At 63.0% G+C, this 15432-nt stretch carries 14 protein-coding genes; 7 read left to right on the top strand and 7 right to left on the bottom strand.

The features are described 5' to 3' along the window. The first annotated feature begins 64 nt into the window (after positions 1-64). Entirely contained in the window at positions 65-634 is a 570-nt protein-coding gene (locus BGI01S_RS12795) for a helix-turn-helix domain-containing protein (RefSeq protein WP_042325821.1), read from the top strand. A 115-nt stretch (positions 635-749) separates the two neighbouring features. Here BGI01S_RS12795 and BGI01S_RS12790 read toward each other — a convergent pair whose 3' ends face one another. Then, a complete protein-coding gene (locus BGI01S_RS12790; RefSeq protein WP_042325819.1) occupies positions 750-1121 on the bottom strand; it encodes a BON domain-containing protein in 372 nt (123 codons plus the stop codon). Positions 1122-1559: 438 nt separating this feature from the next. Between BGI01S_RS12790 and BGI01S_RS12785 the strand changes: the two genes are divergently transcribed. Continuing rightward, positions 1560-2354, top strand: a complete 795-nt coding sequence (locus BGI01S_RS12785) for an IclR family transcriptional regulator (RefSeq protein WP_042326016.1) — start codon at positions 1560-1562, stop codon at positions 2352-2354. 18 nt (positions 2355-2372) lie between these two features. On the opposite strand, the gene BGI01S_RS12780 is transcribed toward BGI01S_RS12785, so the two are convergent. Continuing rightward, positions 2373-4178 (bottom strand): acyl-CoA dehydrogenase, encoded by a 1806-nt coding sequence (locus tag BGI01S_RS12780; protein WP_042325816.1) that lies wholly within the window; start codon positions 4176-4178, stop codon positions 2373-2375. 263 nt (positions 4179-4441) lie between these two features. Here BGI01S_RS12780 and BGI01S_RS12775 point away from each other — a divergent pair, with 263 nt between their 5' ends. The 5 genes from BGI01S_RS12775 (at position 4442) to BGI01S_RS12755 (ending at position 10941) form a co-directional block, all read left to right on the top strand. Beyond that, positions 4442-5215, top strand: a complete 774-nt coding sequence (locus tag BGI01S_RS12775; RefSeq protein WP_042325814.1) for an SDR family oxidoreductase — start codon at positions 4442-4444, stop codon at positions 5213-5215. 99 nt (positions 5216-5314) lie between these two features. Continuing rightward, on the top strand, positions 5315-6538 hold the full coding sequence (locus BGI01S_RS12770; RefSeq protein WP_042325813.1) for an acyl-CoA dehydrogenase family protein: 1224 nt from the start codon (positions 5315-5317) through the stop codon (positions 6536-6538). Positions 6539-6722: 184 nt separating this feature from the next. Continuing rightward, complete coding sequence (locus BGI01S_RS12765; RefSeq protein WP_042325811.1) at positions 6723-8456, top strand: long-chain fatty acid--CoA ligase; 1734 nt, start codon at positions 6723-6725, stop codon at positions 8454-8456. Further along, complete coding sequence (locus tag BGI01S_RS12760; protein ID WP_042325808.1) at positions 8440-9996, top strand: class I adenylate-forming enzyme family protein; 1557 nt, start codon at positions 8440-8442, stop codon at positions 9994-9996. Before BGI01S_RS12765 ends, BGI01S_RS12760 begins: the two co-directional genes overlap by 17 nt. 39 nt (positions 9997-10035) lie before the next feature. Beyond that, entirely contained in the window at positions 10036-10941 is a 906-nt protein-coding gene (locus BGI01S_RS12755) for an SDR family oxidoreductase (RefSeq protein ID WP_042325805.1), read from the top strand. Between the two features lie 182 nt (positions 10942-11123). Here the strand turns inward: BGI01S_RS12755 and BGI01S_RS12750 are convergent, their stop codons facing one another. From BGI01S_RS12750 to BGI01S_RS12730, 5 genes are all read right to left on the bottom strand, one after another. Beyond that, the gene (locus BGI01S_RS12750) at positions 11124-11321 is read right to left on the bottom strand and encodes a hypothetical protein (RefSeq protein ID WP_042325803.1); all 198 of its coding nucleotides are present in this window, start codon (positions 11319-11321) and stop codon (positions 11124-11126) included. A gap of 363 nt (positions 11322-11684) precedes the next feature. Further along, a complete protein-coding gene (locus BGI01S_RS12745; protein ID WP_042325801.1) occupies positions 11685-12869 on the bottom strand; it encodes an ABC transporter substrate-binding protein in 1185 nt (394 codons plus the stop codon). Positions 12870-12962: 93 nt separating this feature from the next. Then, positions 12963-13670: an ABC transporter ATP-binding protein gene (locus tag BGI01S_RS12740; protein WP_042326014.1), complete on the bottom strand. Its 708-nt coding sequence runs from the start codon at positions 13668-13670 to the stop codon at positions 12963-12965. Beyond that, positions 13657-14421: an ABC transporter ATP-binding protein gene (locus tag BGI01S_RS12735; RefSeq protein WP_042325799.1), complete on the bottom strand. Its 765-nt coding sequence runs from the start codon at positions 14419-14421 to the stop codon at positions 13657-13659. Before BGI01S_RS12735 ends, BGI01S_RS12740 begins: the two co-directional genes overlap by 14 nt. Further along, positions 14414-15430, bottom strand: a complete 1017-nt coding sequence (locus tag BGI01S_RS12730; protein WP_042325797.1) for a branched-chain amino acid ABC transporter permease — start codon at positions 15428-15430, stop codon at positions 14414-14416. Before BGI01S_RS12730 ends, BGI01S_RS12735 begins: the two co-directional genes overlap by 8 nt. Positions 15431-15432: the final 2 nt, after the last annotated feature.

Raw genomic sequence — 15432 nt, 5'->3', positions numbered from 1 at the left:
CGTGGAAAGCGGCGGCGCGTCGATATAATTTTGCGGTGTTCACTTCACTCACGACGATCCCTCCATGTCCGACTCCGCCGCCATCGATCTGACCCAGGCTATCTCCGCGCGCGTGAAGGCCGAACGCGAAGCGCGCAACTGGTCGCTGAGCGAGCTGGCGGAACGCTCGGGTGTATCGAAGGCGATGATCAGCAAGATCGAACGCGGCGAGGCGAGTCCGACCGCGACGGTGCTCGGGCGTTTGTCGGGCGCGTTCGGGCTGACCTTGTCGACCCTGCTCGCGCTCGCCGAGCAGACCGGCGAGCGGCTCGTGCGCCATGCGGACCAAACGCTCTGGCAGGACCCCGAAACGGGCTACACGCGACGGCGCATTTCACCGCCGACCGGCGGTGTGCTGGAGCTGCTTGAAATCGAATTGCCGGCGGGCGTGAAGGTGCCGTACCCGTCGGATGCATTCGTGTTTCAGCATCAACAGATCTGGGTCACGCAGGGAGTGTTGACGTTTCGCGAGGGCGGCCAGACTTACCGGCTCGAAGCGGGGGACTGTCTGCAACTCGGCGCGCCGGTCGAGTGCGAGTTCTTCAATGCGGGCGACGAACTGTGCCGCTATGTGGTCGGTCTCGTGCGACGCTGAGCCGAAGCCAGCCAGAAGCTAAGGATTCCAAATACCAGGACAACGGGTGGCGCCTCATGCGCGGCGTTCGCGGCAAGCGGCGCCACCCGTCGTCATCCGATCAGGCTGTGGACGCTCAACCCCCACCGCCGCTTTGCACGCCGAGGGTGATCCGGTTGTTCACCGAGGTCACGCCGGGAACACCCTTCGCGACATCTCCCGCCTGCTGGATCTGATTGCCCTCGGGCACCGAGCCAGTCAAGGTCACTGCACCGCTGCGCGCCCGCACGAACACGTTCGACACATTGAAGCCCGGCGTCCTCGCCAGCGCGCGCCGGACGTCACGGCCCAGCTTGCGGTCGGCCGTGCGCGTCGATTTGGCGTTAGCGGCCGGGGGAGCAGCCGTGCCTGCCGGCGGCGCAGCGTCGCTGGCCTGGGCGTAGGCGCTGGATGCGGTTGCTACACACAATGCAATACCGAGCGCCTTCAAAAGATTGACTTTTTTCACGTTTTCTCCATCCTCGATAAGTTGATGTCGCTTCGTTGCATGCAATAAAACCGCGCGCTTGCGAGCATGACCTGGCTCACGGGGAGCGGCTGTCTTGTAGAAGATTGCCGTACCGCGCTCCCGGCGCGCTTAAACAATACTCCAGCGCACGCTGTCATGCTCGAAAAACTGGTGCCGGTGTTGCTTCGTGCAACGCGGCAGTCGCCGCGGGCTTGACTCGTCAACAGTCCGCATTAAATGCGTTCCACATTTCAGACTATAATTTCGCAGCCCGGATCGGCCTCGATCCGGGATCACGCTTTGTCCTTCAGATGCCGCCGTTTCGCGGGAGCGCGTTCCGTTTTGAGCAAAACCCAATACAGCCCGATCGACGATCCGGTCGACGGCCCAGGCGTCGACGACACGGCGCAGAGCACGGCTTCATCGGCGCGGACGCCGATCCTCGCGAGCCGCACCGCGCATGAGGCGCACAAGGACGACCGGCACTTCGTCACGGCGCTCGCCCGCGGACTCGAAGTGCTGGCCTGTTTCCGCTCCGGCGACAAATCGCTCAGCAACCAGGAACTGGCGCTGCGTTGCCGGCTGCCGAAATCGACGATCTCGCGCCTTACTCACACGCTGACGCTACTCGGCTATCTGATCCATCTGAAGGAGAGCGGCAAGTACCGGCTGGGCACCGCGTCGCTCGCGCTCGGCAGCGCGATGCTGGCGCGCCTCGACGTGCGCAAGATCGCGAGGCCGGTGATGCAGGAACTGGCCGACATCTCCGGCGCAACGGTTTCGCTGGGCACGCGCGACCGGCTGTCGATGATCTATGTGGAAAACTGCCGGGGCTCGGTGGCGCTCACGCTGACGCTGGAAGTCGGCTCGCGCATTCCAGTCGCGACCTCCGCGATCGGCCGCGCATGGCTCGCGGCGATTCCCGAACACGACCGTCTCAGCTTCATGGAGCAGGTGCGCGAACTCGATCACGTCGCGTGGCCGAAGACGCGTCGCGGCATCGAGAAGGCGTTGGACGATTACCGCACGCTCGGCGTGACGACGTCGTTCGGCGACTGGCAGAAAGACGTGAACGGTATTGCCCGCGCGTTTCAGCCAGGCGGCGAATTGCCGATCATGGCGATCAACGTGGGCGGCCCGTCGTTCAAACTCTCGAAGGAGTTTCTGCTGGAGGAAGTGCGGCCACGTCTGATCGACGTGGTCACGCAACTCGAAATCGCGCTGTCGCATTGAGCGGCGGCGCGAGTTCGGCTAGAACCATTGCGGCGCCATCGTGAGGGTAGTGTCGTCGAGGCCGCGCAGCGTCGCGAGCATCAACTCCACGCGCGGCAGCTCCCAACGAAAGAACCACTGGCACGCGTGCAGCTTGCCGCGATAGAAGTCCGAGTCCGCTTCGCTAACCGCGTTGGGTAGCGCCGCGCTGGCGACGATCGCCTGCCTCAGCCACGTCCACGAAATCACGATATGGCCGAATGCTTCGAGAAAAGCATTCGCATTGGCGAGCGCGCGTTCGGTTTCATGCGCCAACGTGGGCAGCAATGCTTCGACCGTCGCGGCGAGGTCGTGCCATGCGTGGCCGAGCGCGTCAGCGTGAGCGTGCAGCGCTTCGTGAGCACGCGCCGCGTCGATCGTGCGCTGGATCTCGCGCGCGAGCAACGCGAGCGCCGCGCCCTGTTTCATCACGACTTTACGGCCCAGCAGATCGATTGCCTGAATGCCGTGCGTGCCTTCGTGGATCATGTTCAGGCGGTTGTCGCGATAGAACTGCTCGACCGGGTACTCGCGCGTATAGCCGTAGCCGCCGTGAATCTGGATCGCGAGGCTGTTCGCTTCGAGACACCATTGCGACGGCCACGATTTCACCACCGGCGTCAGCAGATCGAGCAGCAGGCCCGCGTCGGAGCGCGCGGCGTCACTCTCGCCGGTGTGCTGTTCGTCGACGAGCCGCGCCGCGTACAGGCATAACGCGTAAGCGCCTTCCACATAGGCCTTTTGTGCGAGCAGCATGCGGCGCACGTCGGCGTGTTCGATCAGCGGCAATTGTGGATCGAGCGGATTCTTGTTGTCGGGCCGGCGTCCTTGCGGCCGCTCGCGCGCGTAATCGAGCGACGCCAGATAGCCGCGATAGCCGAGCATCACCGCGCCGAGACCCACGCCGATACGCGCCTCGTTCATCATATGGAACATATACGCGAGCCCGTGATGCGGTTCGCCCACCAACTCGCCGATACATTCGCCGTGCTCGCCGAACGACAACATCGTCGACGTCGTGCCGCGCCAGCCCATCTTGTGAATCAGCCCCGCCAATGCAACGTCGTTGCGCGCGCCGAGGCTGCCGTCGTCGTTGACGTGGTACTTCGGCACGGTGAACAGCGAAATCCCTTTGACGCCCGGCGGGCCGCCCGGAATACGCGCGAGCACGAGATGCACGATGTTCTCGCTCAACTCGTGATCGCCGGCCGAAATGAAGATCTTGTTGCCGCGAATCGAATAGGTGCCGTCCGCATTCGGTGTAGCCGTGGTGACGAGGTCGGAGAGGCTGGAGCCCGCTTGCGGCTCGGTGAGTGCCATCGTGCCGAACGCACGGCCTTCGAATAGCGCCTGCAGATACTTGCGCTTTTGCGCCGCGCTGCCGAAGCGTTCGATCACGTTCGCGTTCGCAGTGGTCAGCATCGCGTAGGAGGACGTGGCGATGTTGGCGCTCTTGAACAATGACAGGCACGCGAAAGCAATCACCGACGGCAACTGCATGCCACCCCATTCGTAGTCTTTGCCCGCAGCGAGAAAGCCGGTGGCGCGCAATGCGTCGAGCGCGTCTTTCACTTCCGCTGGCAGCGTGACCCGTTGCCCGTCGAATTGCGGCTCATGCTCGTCGAGCAAACGGTTATGCGTCGCGAACTTTTCGACGGCTACCGCGTGCGCCGTTTCGAGCGCGGCATTGAAGGTTTCGCGGCTGTGATCGGCATGGCGAGCGCGCTGCGTCAACGTCTCGACTTCGAGTACTTCGAATAGCTGGAAATCCAGATCACGCGCGTTGATGATCGGCGCATCTTGCATGAAAGAAGTCCCGTCCAAAGATAAGCCGCTATGCAGAACACGTGACAAAGCCCGGCAAAAAACGGCCTCGTGTATCGGCACAGCGCAATTGAAAAAGGCGGTATGCGGGTAAGTCCTGATGCTCCGCCTCGTCGATGATGCGTGCCAGTTTATAACGAAAGTGAATGAGCGTGCTTTTATTTACACGCCGAATTTCGGCACGTATGATGGTCGGAAAATATGGAATCCAAATCTGCATAGCGGAACACATGGAGGAGCGACACATGTCTGTGAAGGAACTGTTTCAACTGGACGGCAAGGTTGCCTTGATCACCGGCGGTTCGCGTGGACTCGGCCTGCAAATGGCCGAAGCGCTCGGCGAAATGGGTTGCCGCATTGCGATCACCGCGCGCAAGGCCGATGAACTCGCCGAAGCGAAAACGCATCTGCAAAGCCGCGGCATCGAAGTACTGACCGTCGTGAACGATCTGCAGCGCTTCGAGGGTATTCCCGGTCTCGTCGACGAATTGCTGGCACTGCATGGCCAAATCGACATCCTCGTGAACAACGCGGGCGCGACGTGGGGCGCACCTGCCGAGGACTATCCCGACGAAGCGTGGCACAAGGTGATGAACCTGAACGTCAACGCGCCGTTCTTCGTCGCGCGCGAAGTCGGCAAGCGCAGCATGATTCCGCGGCGCGCGGGCAAGATCATCAACATCGCGTCGGTGGCGGGGCTCAAGGGCTCGCCGCCCGGCATGAACACGATTGCGTACAACACGTCGAAGGCCGCCGCGATCAATTTCACGCGCGCGCTGGCGGCGGAATGGGGCAAGTACAACATCAACGTCAACGCAATCTGCCCGGGCTTTTTCCCGTCGAAGATGTCAGCGGGATTGCTCGACAAGCTCGAAGACACGATCGTGTCGCGCACGCCGTTGCAGCGGCTCGGCGGCGACGAGGACCTGAAGGGACCGGTCGTGTTTCTCGCAAGCGAAGCGTCGCGGCACATCACGGGCCAGCACTTCGCGGTGGACGGCGGATCGATCATCGTCTGAGTCGAGGCGTACCGTTCCGTTTCATTTCAGAACGCAGCGCGATCGGCACGCCGCTCGCGCGACCGCGCTGCGCTTACGTATAAAAGAAGGAGACGCCGCATGGATTTTCAGCACTCGGACAAGGTCAAGAGTTTGCAGAAGCGCCTGAACGCTTTCATGGACGAGTACGTCTATCCAGCCGAGGCGGTTTTCGACGAGCAGATGGACGCCGCGCGCGAAGCCGGCAATCGCTGGCAACCCGCGCCGGTGATCGAGCAGCTGAAAGAGAAGGCGAAGGCCGCCGGTTTGTGGAACCTGTTTCTGCCCGAGTCGAAATACGGCGCAGGATTGACGAACCTCGAATACGCGCCGTTGTGCGAAATCATGGGGCGCTCGCACATCGGCGCGGAGCCGTTCAACTGTTCCGCGCCTGACACCGGCAACATGGAAACGCTGGTGCGTTACGCGAGCCCGGAGCAGCAGGAGCAATGGCTGTTGCCGTTGCTCGACGGCACGATCCGCTCCGCGTTCGCGATGACGGAGCCGGAGGTGGCGTCGTCGGATGCGACCAATATCGAGGCGCGCATCGTGCGCGACGGCGACCACTACGTGATCAACGGCCGCAAATGGTGGACCTCGGGCGCGAACGATCCGCGCTGCCAGATTCTGATCTTCATGGGCAAGTCGAACCCCGATCATCCGAACCGGCATCAGCAGCAGTCGATGATTCTGGTGCCGATGGCCACGCCCGGCGTCAAGGTGCTACGCCACCTGCCGGTATTCGGTTACGACGACGCCCCGCACGGCCACGCCGAAATCGCTTTCGAGAACGTGCGCGTGCCCGCGAGCAACATGCTGCTCGGCGAAGGACGCGGCTTCGAGATCGCCCAGGGCCGGCTCGGACCAGGACGCATCCATCACTGCATGCGCCTGATCGGGCGCGCCGAACGTGCGCTCGAAGCGATGTGCCGCCGCTCACTGGAGCGGGTCGCATTCGGCAAGCCGATCGCGGATCAGGGCGTGACGCGCGAACGGATCGCCAACGCGCGCATCATGATCGACCAGACGCGCTTTCTCGTGCTCAATGCCGCGCACAAGATGGACACGGTCGGCAACAAGGACGCGCGCCAGGAGATCGCGATGATCAAGGTCGCCGCGCCGAGCATGGCCTGCCAGGTGATCGACTGGGCGATGCAGGTTCACGGCGGTGGCGCGGTCAGCGACGACTTCGGCCTCGCGCGCGCATACGCGAGTTCGCGCACGCTGCGTTTCGCCGACGGCCCGGACGAGGTGCATCGCAATGCGATCGCCAAGGTCGAGTTGGGGCGTTATCTCGCGCGCTGAGACGCCCATCCGGTCCAGCACGTGCCGTGTATCGAAAGGCACGCGAGCAGACGTATCAACCGATGTACAAGCCGACGCATGAGCGGAACGCCTCGCGCAGCGAAGCGCATCCGCCGCGCGGCGCACATGAACGACGCGCGCGCCCGCAGCGACGCGCGCGACGACAGTCAAGCAGGAGACGCCTATGAACGAACGCCATCATCCGCATTGGCCGCCGCAAGTGCCACTGCATCTGACGCTGCCCGAGACCAATATCTTCTATAACGCCGAAGTGTCGGCGGCGCGCTTTCCCGACAAGCCGTTTATCGTCTTCTACGACACGCCGGTTTCGTTCGCCGAATTCAAGGACGAAGCCGAGCGCATTGCCGGCTTCCTGCAGCACGAGTGCCGCGTGAAAGCGGGCGACCGCGTGCTGCTCTACATGCAGAACAGCCCGCAATGGATCATCGCGTACTACGGCATTCTGCGGGCCAACGCGGTCGTGGTGCCGGTCAACCCGATGAACATGAGCACCGAGCTCGCGCACTATGTCGAGGACAGCGGCGCGACCACGATCATCGTGCCGCAGTGCCTGTTCGCGAACGTCGAGCCGCTGCTCGGCAAGGGGGAGGGGCGGGGGCTTGAACACGCGATCGTCGCGACGTATAGCGATTATCTGAAGCGGCCGTCGCCGATCGCGGTGCCCGAGTTTGTCGCCGCGCCGCGCAGGAGCTTTAATCTCGACGGCGTCACGTCGTGGCAAGCCGTGCTCGATCGCAAGCTCGCGCCCGGCCCGCTCACCACCGGCGCCGACGATCTGTGCGTGATGCCGTACACGTCCGGCACCACCGGCAAACCGAAGGGCTGCATGCACACGCATCGCAGCGTGATGAGCACGGCGCTCGGCGGCTGCGTGTGGTTCGCGGCGCCGGCCGACGGCGTTTATCTTTCCGTACTGCCGTTCTTTCACGTGACCGGCATGCAGGGCGGCATGAATAGCGCGGTCTTTTCCGGCGCGACGATCGTCGTGCTGCCGCGCTGGGACCGCGACGCTGCCGCGCTATGCATGCAGAAATATCGCGTGACCGCGTGGCAGTCGATCTCGACGATGATGGTCGACTTCCTGTCGAATCCGAAGCTCGGTGAATACGATCTATCGAGCCTGAGCGGCGCGCGCGGCGGCGGCGCGGCGATGCCGGATGCGATCGCGAAGAAGCTCAAGACGCTAACCGGCCTCGATTACATCGAAGGCTACGGCATGTCGGAGACGATCGCCGGCACACACATCAATCCGCCGCATCGTCCGAAGCCGCAGTGCCTGGGCATCCCCGTGTTCGACGTGGACTCGCGTGTGATCGATCCGGTCACACTGCAGGAGCTGCCGCAAGGCGAAACGGGCGAGATCGTCGTCAACGCTCCGCAGGTGATGCAAGGCTACTGGCGCAATCCGAAGGCGACCGCCGAGGCGTTTATCGAACTCGACGGCAAGCGTTTTCTGCGCACCGGCGATCTCGGACATATCGACGAGGACGGCTATTTCTTCATGACCGACCGCCTCAAACGGATGATCAACGCATCCGGCTACAAGGTCTGGCCGGCCGAGGTCGAAGCGCTGATGTACCGGCATCCGGCGATTCACGAGGTGTGCGTGATCGGCGTGAAGGACGAGAAGCGCGGCGAGACCGTGAAGGCACTCGTGGTGCCCGACGCCGCGCATGCGGGGAAGATCGGCGCGCAGGAGATCATCGACTGGGCGCACGAACAGATGGCGGCGTATAAGGCGCCGCGCATCGTCGAGTTCGTCGCGTCGTTGCCGAAGTCCGGCAGCGGCAAGATTTTGTGGCGCGTGTTGCAGGAAGAGGACGCGGCGCGCACGGCCGCCGCTGCTAACAACGCAAACGCGGTAACGGAGGCGCTGCGCGATGACGACATGGCTTGACGCTCTACTGGACGAACCCTTCGTCTGCATCACCGACATGCTGCGTCGCTTCGGCAAGGAGCGCGGCGCACATCCGGCGTTGATCTGCGGCGATGAAGTGGTCAGTTACGCGACGCTCGATGCGCGCGTCGACCGCTTCGCCGCGGCGTTGCAACGCGACGGCGTTCAGCCGCGCGATGCGATTGCGTTGTGCGCGAGCGCATCGGTGGACTACGTGGTCGCGTTTCTCGGCGGACTGCGCGCTGGGGCGGCGGTCGCGCCGCTCGCGCCTTCGTCGAGCGCGGCGAGTCTCGTCGGCATGATCGGCAACTCGGGCGCGCGGCTGCTGTTCCTCGATGCCGACGTCAAGCGTCTGCTCGAACCGGTCGCTGTGGAAATCAGCGCGACGCCGATCGCGCTCGACGCTCACGCGGGCAGCACCGCGCTCGACGCGTGGCTCGCGCCGCAGGGCGCCATGCCCGCAGTAGTGATGATCGATCCGGCCTGGCCGTTCAACATCATCTATTCGTCCGGCACCACGGGCACGCCGAAAGGCATCGTGCAATCGCACGGGATGCGTTGGGCGTACGCCGTGCGCAGCATCCAGCGCGGCTACGGACCCGATGCCACGACGCTGATCTCAACTCCGTTGTATTCGAACACGACGCTCGTGAGTTTCATGCCGACACTGACCTTCGGTGGCACCGTCGTGTTGATGCCGAAGTTCGAGACCACGCGTTACCTGGAACTCGCGCAACGGCATCGCGCGACGCACACGATGCTCGTGCCGGTTCAGTATCAACGGTTGATGGCGCATCCGGATTTCGACCGCTACGACCTGTCCAGCTTCCAGGCGAAGTTCTGCACCAGCGCGCCGTTCGCGGCGAGCATCAAGGCGGACGTGGTGCGCCGTTGGCCCGGCAAGCTGACCGAGTACTACGGGATGACCGAAGGCGGCGGCTCGTGCCAGTTGGAGGCGCACGAATGGCCGGACAAGCTGCATACGGTCGGCCAGCCGATGGAAGGGCACGATATCCGGTTGATCGATGAACTCGGCCGCGAGGTGGCGATGGGCGAGGTGGGCGAAGTCGTCGGTCATTCGCCGGCGATGATGACCGGTTACTACCGGCAGCCCGACAAGACTGCGGAAGCGGAGTGGTACGACCCGAGCGGCAAGCGCTTCATTCGCACCGGCGATATGGGGCGCTTCGATGCGGACGGTTTTCTGACGCTGCTCGACCGCAAGAAGGACATGATTATTTCGGGTGGGTTCAACGTCTATCCGAGCGATCTGGAAGCGGAAATGCGCCAGCATCCGGAGGTTGCGGAGGTGGCCGTGGTCGGCGCGCAATCGGAGCAATGGGGCGAGACGCCGGTGGCGTTCGTGGTGCGTCGTCCGGATGCGCAAATCGATGCGGACACGCTGCTCGCCTGGGTCAATGCGCGGGTTGGCAAGATGCAGCGGATTTCGGCGCTCAGCTTTCTCGATAGCTTGCCGCGTAGTGCGATTGGGAAGGTATTGAAGCGGGAGTTGCGTGAGCGGTTTTATCCGGGCGCGTGACAGAAGCTACGCCAATTCAATTCACCAACGGGACAACGCATGGACAATTTCGCAGACAAGGTTACGGTGATCACCGGCGCGGGCTCCGGCTTCGGCCGCGAGTTCGCGAGGCTCGGCACAAAGCTCGGCATGCGGCTCGTGCTGGCGGACGTGCAACAGGATGCGCTCGACGAAACCTTCGCCGAAGTGAGCGCGGCCGGCGCGCAGGCGATCGCGCGTCGTGTGGATGTGGCGAAGGGCGATGAAGTCGACGCGCTGGCGCGCGCTACGCTCGATGCGTTCGGCGGCGTGCATCTGGTGTTCAATAACGCGGGCGTGGGCGGTAGCGGCGGGCTCGTGTGGGAGAACACCGAGCGCGATTGGCAATGGCTGCTCGGTGTGAATCTGTGGGGCGTCATTCATGGGGTGCGAGCGTTTACGCCTTTGATGCTGGAGGCGGCGAAACGCGATGCGGGGTATCGCGGGTACATCGTCAATACGGCGTCGATGGCGGGTCTGCTCAATCCGCCGATGATGGGGCCGTACAACGTGTCGAAGCACGCAGTGGTGTCGTTGACGGAATCGCTGTATCAGGATCTCTCGCTGGTTACGCAGCAGGTCGGCTGTTCGGTGCTGTGTCCGTACTTCGTGCCGACGGGGATTGCGCACGCGCAGCGGAATCGGCCGGCCGAGCTTGCTAACGATGCGCCGCCGACTTTGTCGCAGAAGGTATCGCGTGCGTTGAGTGAGAAGGCGGTGAGTTCGGGGAAGGTTAGTGCTGAGCAGGTCGCTGCGCTGACGTTCGACGCGATCCGGGAGGAGCGGTTTTATGTGTTTTCTCATCCGCATGCGTTGGGGGCTGTGAAGACGAGGTCGGACGATATTGTGATGGTCCGGAATCCTACTGATCCGTTTGCGGAAAGGCCGGGGGTTCGGGAGAGGATTGTGGGGGAGTTGAGGGGGTGAGGGACGGGGCTCATCGCGCCGCATGCGCGTCGGTCGGTGAAACGCGCCAGAGGTCACCAGACTGGCGCCGGCAAAGAAACATAAGGGCCGGTAATCCAGCCCTTATGACAGACGCCTATCCGGACGCGCATCCGCGTCTTCTACCGCCGCCGTTCGTCATCGTCCGATAACGAGTCCGACAACTAAGCAGGCAACTTCATCGACACGTGGGGCGGAGCCGGGTCAGGTGTATTTGCCGTTACGTCCATGCTGTGGATAGCAGCGTAGAGTTCAACGAGTGCCCTTTCCTTATCGATATCGTGTCCACCCACGACACGGCTCATCTGGGAACGGGACAGTTCCTCCGCCTGATGCAGATCAACAATAGTCAGCGTGTTCATTTCGATTCACCTATCAAAAGTAGTTGGGTAGCAGGATCTGGCCGTCATTGAGCGCTTTGATTTGCGCTCGCTAAACTACTACTCACGATCTGTGCCACGCTCGCTTCCGCCGCGCGAAGCGGCCGTAACACGCTGTCTGGAAGGGAAATCTATGCGTTGCCTCTCTATTCGAGCAATTCAAGGCATGCGGCATGTGGGCTCTCTTCCAACACACGACAATCCTCTGTCGGTTATCTGAAAACACAGAGCGATCGGGCAAGGGAGACCGATTGAACACACAGAGCGTGCGTTAGAAGATGTCTGCCCGCAAATAAAAACAGGCGTCACCAGGACGCCTGACTTTTCACCGCCCCGGAAAACCCCTCACTTTGCGGCGGTCAACGAACTCAACGTCGCCGCCTTCAACTGCCCGCCCTGAACTACCGCCGCCAACGGATTCCCGATTACAAACCCGCCCTGAGCATCGACCCCGGTGACACTCTGCGGATTATTCTGCGCCGGCAGCGCCTTTACCGCCTTATCGAACTGACCACGAATCGCGGTGGCATCACTAACGCTCCCGGCCAGCTTCATGGCGAGCGCCGTCGCATACACCGCCGTGTAGTTCAGCGACACTTCCTGGCTAGGATCGCGCCCGCCATGACTCTTGCGAAAACGTTCGACAAAACCCCTGGCATTCGGCGTGTCTTCGTTAGCAAGCGGCAGCACCCCAATCGCGCCATTCAACGGCGCATAGCCGCTAGTCACCTTCGCGACCTCGTCGAGCTTGGCCTGATCCATCACGATGAAGCCGCCCTTGAATCCCAACTCGCGCGCCTGCTGCGCAACGAGGCCGGTCGGCTCCGAAGGTCCGCCAATAAACATCACATCCGGCTTGGCCGCCAACACACGACTCACGCCGCTATAGAAATCCGTCGCCCGGTTATACGACATGGCGTTGTCAGCGACGATCGTACCGCCTGCCGCTTCCCACGCCGGCTTGAACGCCGCGACCCAGACCTTCCCATAGTCGGTATCAGTCGCGGCGAGGGCCGCTTTCTTGCCGTAAGTCGCCATCTCATACTTGATGAACGAATTCAGATACGACGTAAAAGCGGGTGGAATCCGCACGGTCAGTTTGTTGCCGCGTTCACTGATCTGCGGGACGCTGGTGTAAGAGAGCAGCAACAGCTTCTGCTGCTCGTTGCTGGTCTGCACCGCGAAGCCGCCCCCCGAATGCGGCACGAGCACCACGGCGGCCTGCTGTTCCTGCGCGAGACGTCGCGCGTTGATCGCGGTTTCGCTGGGGTTGTACTTGTCGTCGAGCGCGACCACTTCGAATTTGATCTTCTTGCCCGCCACGTCGATGCCTGCCTGATTGACGTCGGCGGCGGCCATCTGCATGCCGTCGAGCACTTCCTGGCCGTACTTCGCCGCGCCGCCGCTCAACGGCCCCGAGAAGCCGATGTGCACCACCTGCTGCGCCATCGCGGCGCCCGCGCTCATCAATGCGGTCGTCGCGACGGTTGCTACCAGTCCGGCGCGGCCGCGCAAGCGTTTGTTCGTCATACGTGTCTCCTTTGCTTTGTCGACCAGCAAGTCAATTGCCGGCAATGTTGCAATGCGCCGCAGCCAACCAGGCGCGGCACATCATCGAATACGTCACCCGCCGACATACGCGCGGCGAATCGCTTCGTTGTTCATCAGGCTCGCGTGATCGCCTTCGAGCACGATGCGCCCGTTCTCGATCACATACGCGCGGTGTGCGATCTTCAGCGCGGCGAACGCGTTCTGTTCGGCAAGCAGCACCGTCGTTCCCGCGCGATTGATCTGCTGGATCACGTCGAACACCTGCTTGACCACCAGCGGCGCAAGACCGAGCGAGGGTTCGTCGAGCAGCAGCACCTTGGGCCGCGCCATCATCGCGCGGCCGATCGCCACCATTTGTTGCTGTCCGCCGGAGAGCGACCCGGCCGGATGGTCCTTGCGTTCGGCGAGCAGCGGAAACAGCGCGAACACCTGGTCGAGATTGCGCCGATTGCCGGCCTTGTCGCCGCGATGCACGTAAGCGCCGAGCGTCAGGTTCTTCAGTACCGACATGCCGGGAAACAGCTTGCGTCCCTCGGGACACTGAATCACGCCGCTACGCACGATCTGCGCGGGCGTCATGCCGAGCAGTTCGCGATTGCCGAAGCGCAGGCTGCCGCCCGCGGCGCGGCGCAGGCCGCTCGTCGCGAGAAAGATTGAACTCTTGCCTGCGCCGTTCGCGCCGAGCAGCACGACGAGTTCGCCGTCGTCGGCGTGCAGGTTGATGCCGTCCAGCGCGCGGAAACTGCCGTAGTCGAGCGACACGTTGTCAAACTTCAGCATGCTCGCTCCCCAGGTAAGCGTCGATCACGGCCGGGTTCGCGCGAATCTCGGCAGGCGTGCCCTCGGCGATTTTCTTGCCGTAGTTCAGCACCATGATGCGATCCGCGAGCTTCATGATCATGTTCATCTTGTGTTCGACGAGGCACACGGTCACGCCGTGTTTCACCAGCTTGCGGATCAGATCGGCGAGGCCTTCGGTCTCCTCCGGATTCACGCCGCCGGCCGGTTCATCGAGCAGCATCAGGCTCGGTCCGGTGGCAAGCGCGAGCGCGACGGCCGCGCGTTTGCGTTCTTCCTGCGAGATGTCGCCGGCCATCCGGTCGGCGATCGCCGACAGACCGACGAAGTCGAGCGCCTCACGCGCCTTGTCGCGGCAGATGCGTTCCTCGCGTTTGAGCCGCTGCGAGTTCGTGAGCACGTCCCACAGCCCGGAGCGCGTGCGCAGACGGTGGCCGACGATCAGGTTGTCGAGCACGCTCGCGCGGTCGAACAATGCGGTCGACTGAAACGTGCGCGCGACGCCAAGGCGTGCCATCTGATCCGCGCCGAGCTTCGTCACGTCCTCGCCTTTCAAGACGACGCGGCCCGAACTCGGCAGATGTGTGCCGCTGATCAGATTGAAGAAGGTGGTCTTGCCCGCGCCGTTCGGCCCGATGATCGCGTTGACCTTGCCGGCTTCGATGTGCGTGCTGACGTCGTCGACCGCGACGAGGCCGCCGAAGTGCTTGCTGAGCGAATCGATTTCAAGCATGGCCGTCGCCTCCGGTGGGTTGCGGCAGAGGCGGGCGCGTCGCGTTTGCGGCCGCCAGCGCGCCGTGTTGCGCGCGCCGAACCTTCCTCGCCTGGTACAGACCGACGATCCCGTTGGGCAGGAAGATCACCAGCAGAATCAGGATCGGCCCGAACACGACAAAGCGATATTCCTGCAGGAACTGCAGATACTGGGTGAGACAAGGAATGATCAACGCGCCGACGAGCGGACCCGCGAGCGTGCCGATGCCGCCCACCAGCATGTACATGGTCATATCGAACGTGTGTTCGACGCCGGCGAGGTCTGGGCCGAGAAAGCGCACCGCGCCCGCATACAGTCCGCCGGCGAGCCCCGCATACACGACCGACAGCACGAAGGCCAGCACCTTGTTGCGCATCAGGTTGATGCCGAGCGATTGCGCGAGTCCATCGCTATTGCGGATCGCCATGAACGTGCGGCCGAGCAGCGAGTGGACGATGCGTTGCATCAGCCACACGCCGAGCACGAGGAACGCGAACACGAGGTAGTAGAGCGCGCGGGGATTTTCGAACGAGACGAGCCCGAAACCCGAAGGCGCGGGAATGCCGATGATGTCCGCGACGCCATGCGTGAGGCTGTCCCACTTCTCGATGACGAGAAACATGATGTAGCCGACGCACAGCGTGAAGATCGAAAAGTAATGGCCACGCAGACGCAGCGACACGAGCCCGACCAGCGCGCCGAGCACTGCCGTCACGACGCCCGCCGCGACGAACGCGAGCCAGAATGGCACCTGATGATCGACCGTCAGAATGCCGACCGTATACGCGCCGACCGCCATGAAGCTGCCGTGCGCGAGATTGAACTGGCCGGTGTAGCCGGTGATCAGACTCAGGCCGACGGTGGCCAGCGCGAAGATGTACGCGGTGGACATCACGGTGAGCATGTAGTCGTTGGCGGCGACGAACGGAAACAGCAGTCCGAGCACGAACAGCAACGCCCATCCCCGTTTGCGCTCGAATAGTTGCATGA

Origin of the sequence: Paraburkholderia ginsengisoli NBRC 100965 (genome assembly GCF_000739735.1) — a bacterium.
Classification (GTDB): domain Bacteria; phylum Pseudomonadota; class Gammaproteobacteria; order Burkholderiales; family Burkholderiaceae; genus Paraburkholderia; species Paraburkholderia ginsengisoli.
The sequence above is the reverse complement of the archived record's forward strand: the minus strand, read 5'-3'. Positions and strand labels throughout refer to the sequence as shown.

What these genes read in the sequence shown, in the direction of transcription:
- BGI01S_RS12750 (WP_042325803.1), bottom strand. Translation starts at nt 11,321, where the DNA reads ATGAACACGCTGACTATTGTTGATCTGCATCAGGCGGAGGAACTGTCC.
- BGI01S_RS12735 (WP_042325799.1), bottom strand. Translation starts at nt 14,421, where the DNA reads ATGCTTGAAATCGATTCGCTCAGCAAGCACTTCGGCGGCCTCGTCGCG.
- BGI01S_RS12765 (WP_042325811.1), top strand. Translation starts at nt 6,723, where the DNA reads ATGAACGAACGCCATCATCCGCATTGGCCGCCGCAAGTGCCACTGCAT.
- BGI01S_RS12755 (WP_042325805.1), top strand. Translation starts at nt 10,036, where the DNA reads ATGGACAATTTCGCAGACAAGGTTACGGTGATCACCGGCGCGGGCTCC.
- BGI01S_RS12740 (WP_042326014.1), bottom strand. Translation starts at nt 13,670, where the DNA reads ATGCTGAAGTTTGACAACGTGTCGCTCGACTACGGCAGTTTCCGCGCG.
- BGI01S_RS12760 (WP_042325808.1), top strand. Translation starts at nt 8,440, where the DNA reads ATGACGACATGGCTTGACGCTCTACTGGACGAACCCTTCGTCTGCATC.
- BGI01S_RS12780 (WP_042325816.1), bottom strand. Translation starts at nt 4,178, where the DNA reads ATGCAAGATGCGCCGATCATCAACGCGCGTGATCTGGATTTCCAGCTA.
- BGI01S_RS12795 (WP_042325821.1), top strand. Translation starts at nt 65, where the DNA reads ATGTCCGACTCCGCCGCCATCGATCTGACCCAGGCTATCTCCGCGCGC.
- BGI01S_RS12770 (WP_042325813.1), top strand. Translation starts at nt 5,315, where the DNA reads ATGGATTTTCAGCACTCGGACAAGGTCAAGAGTTTGCAGAAGCGCCTG.
- BGI01S_RS12745 (WP_042325801.1), bottom strand. Translation starts at nt 12,869, where the DNA reads ATGACGAACAAACGCTTGCGCGGCCGCGCCGGACTGGTAGCAACCGTC.
- BGI01S_RS12730 (WP_042325797.1), bottom strand. Translation starts at nt 15,430, where the DNA reads ATGCAACTATTCGAGCGCAAACGGGGATGGGCGTTGCTGTTCGTGCTC.
- BGI01S_RS12775 (WP_042325814.1), top strand. Translation starts at nt 4,442, where the DNA reads ATGTCTGTGAAGGAACTGTTTCAACTGGACGGCAAGGTTGCCTTGATC.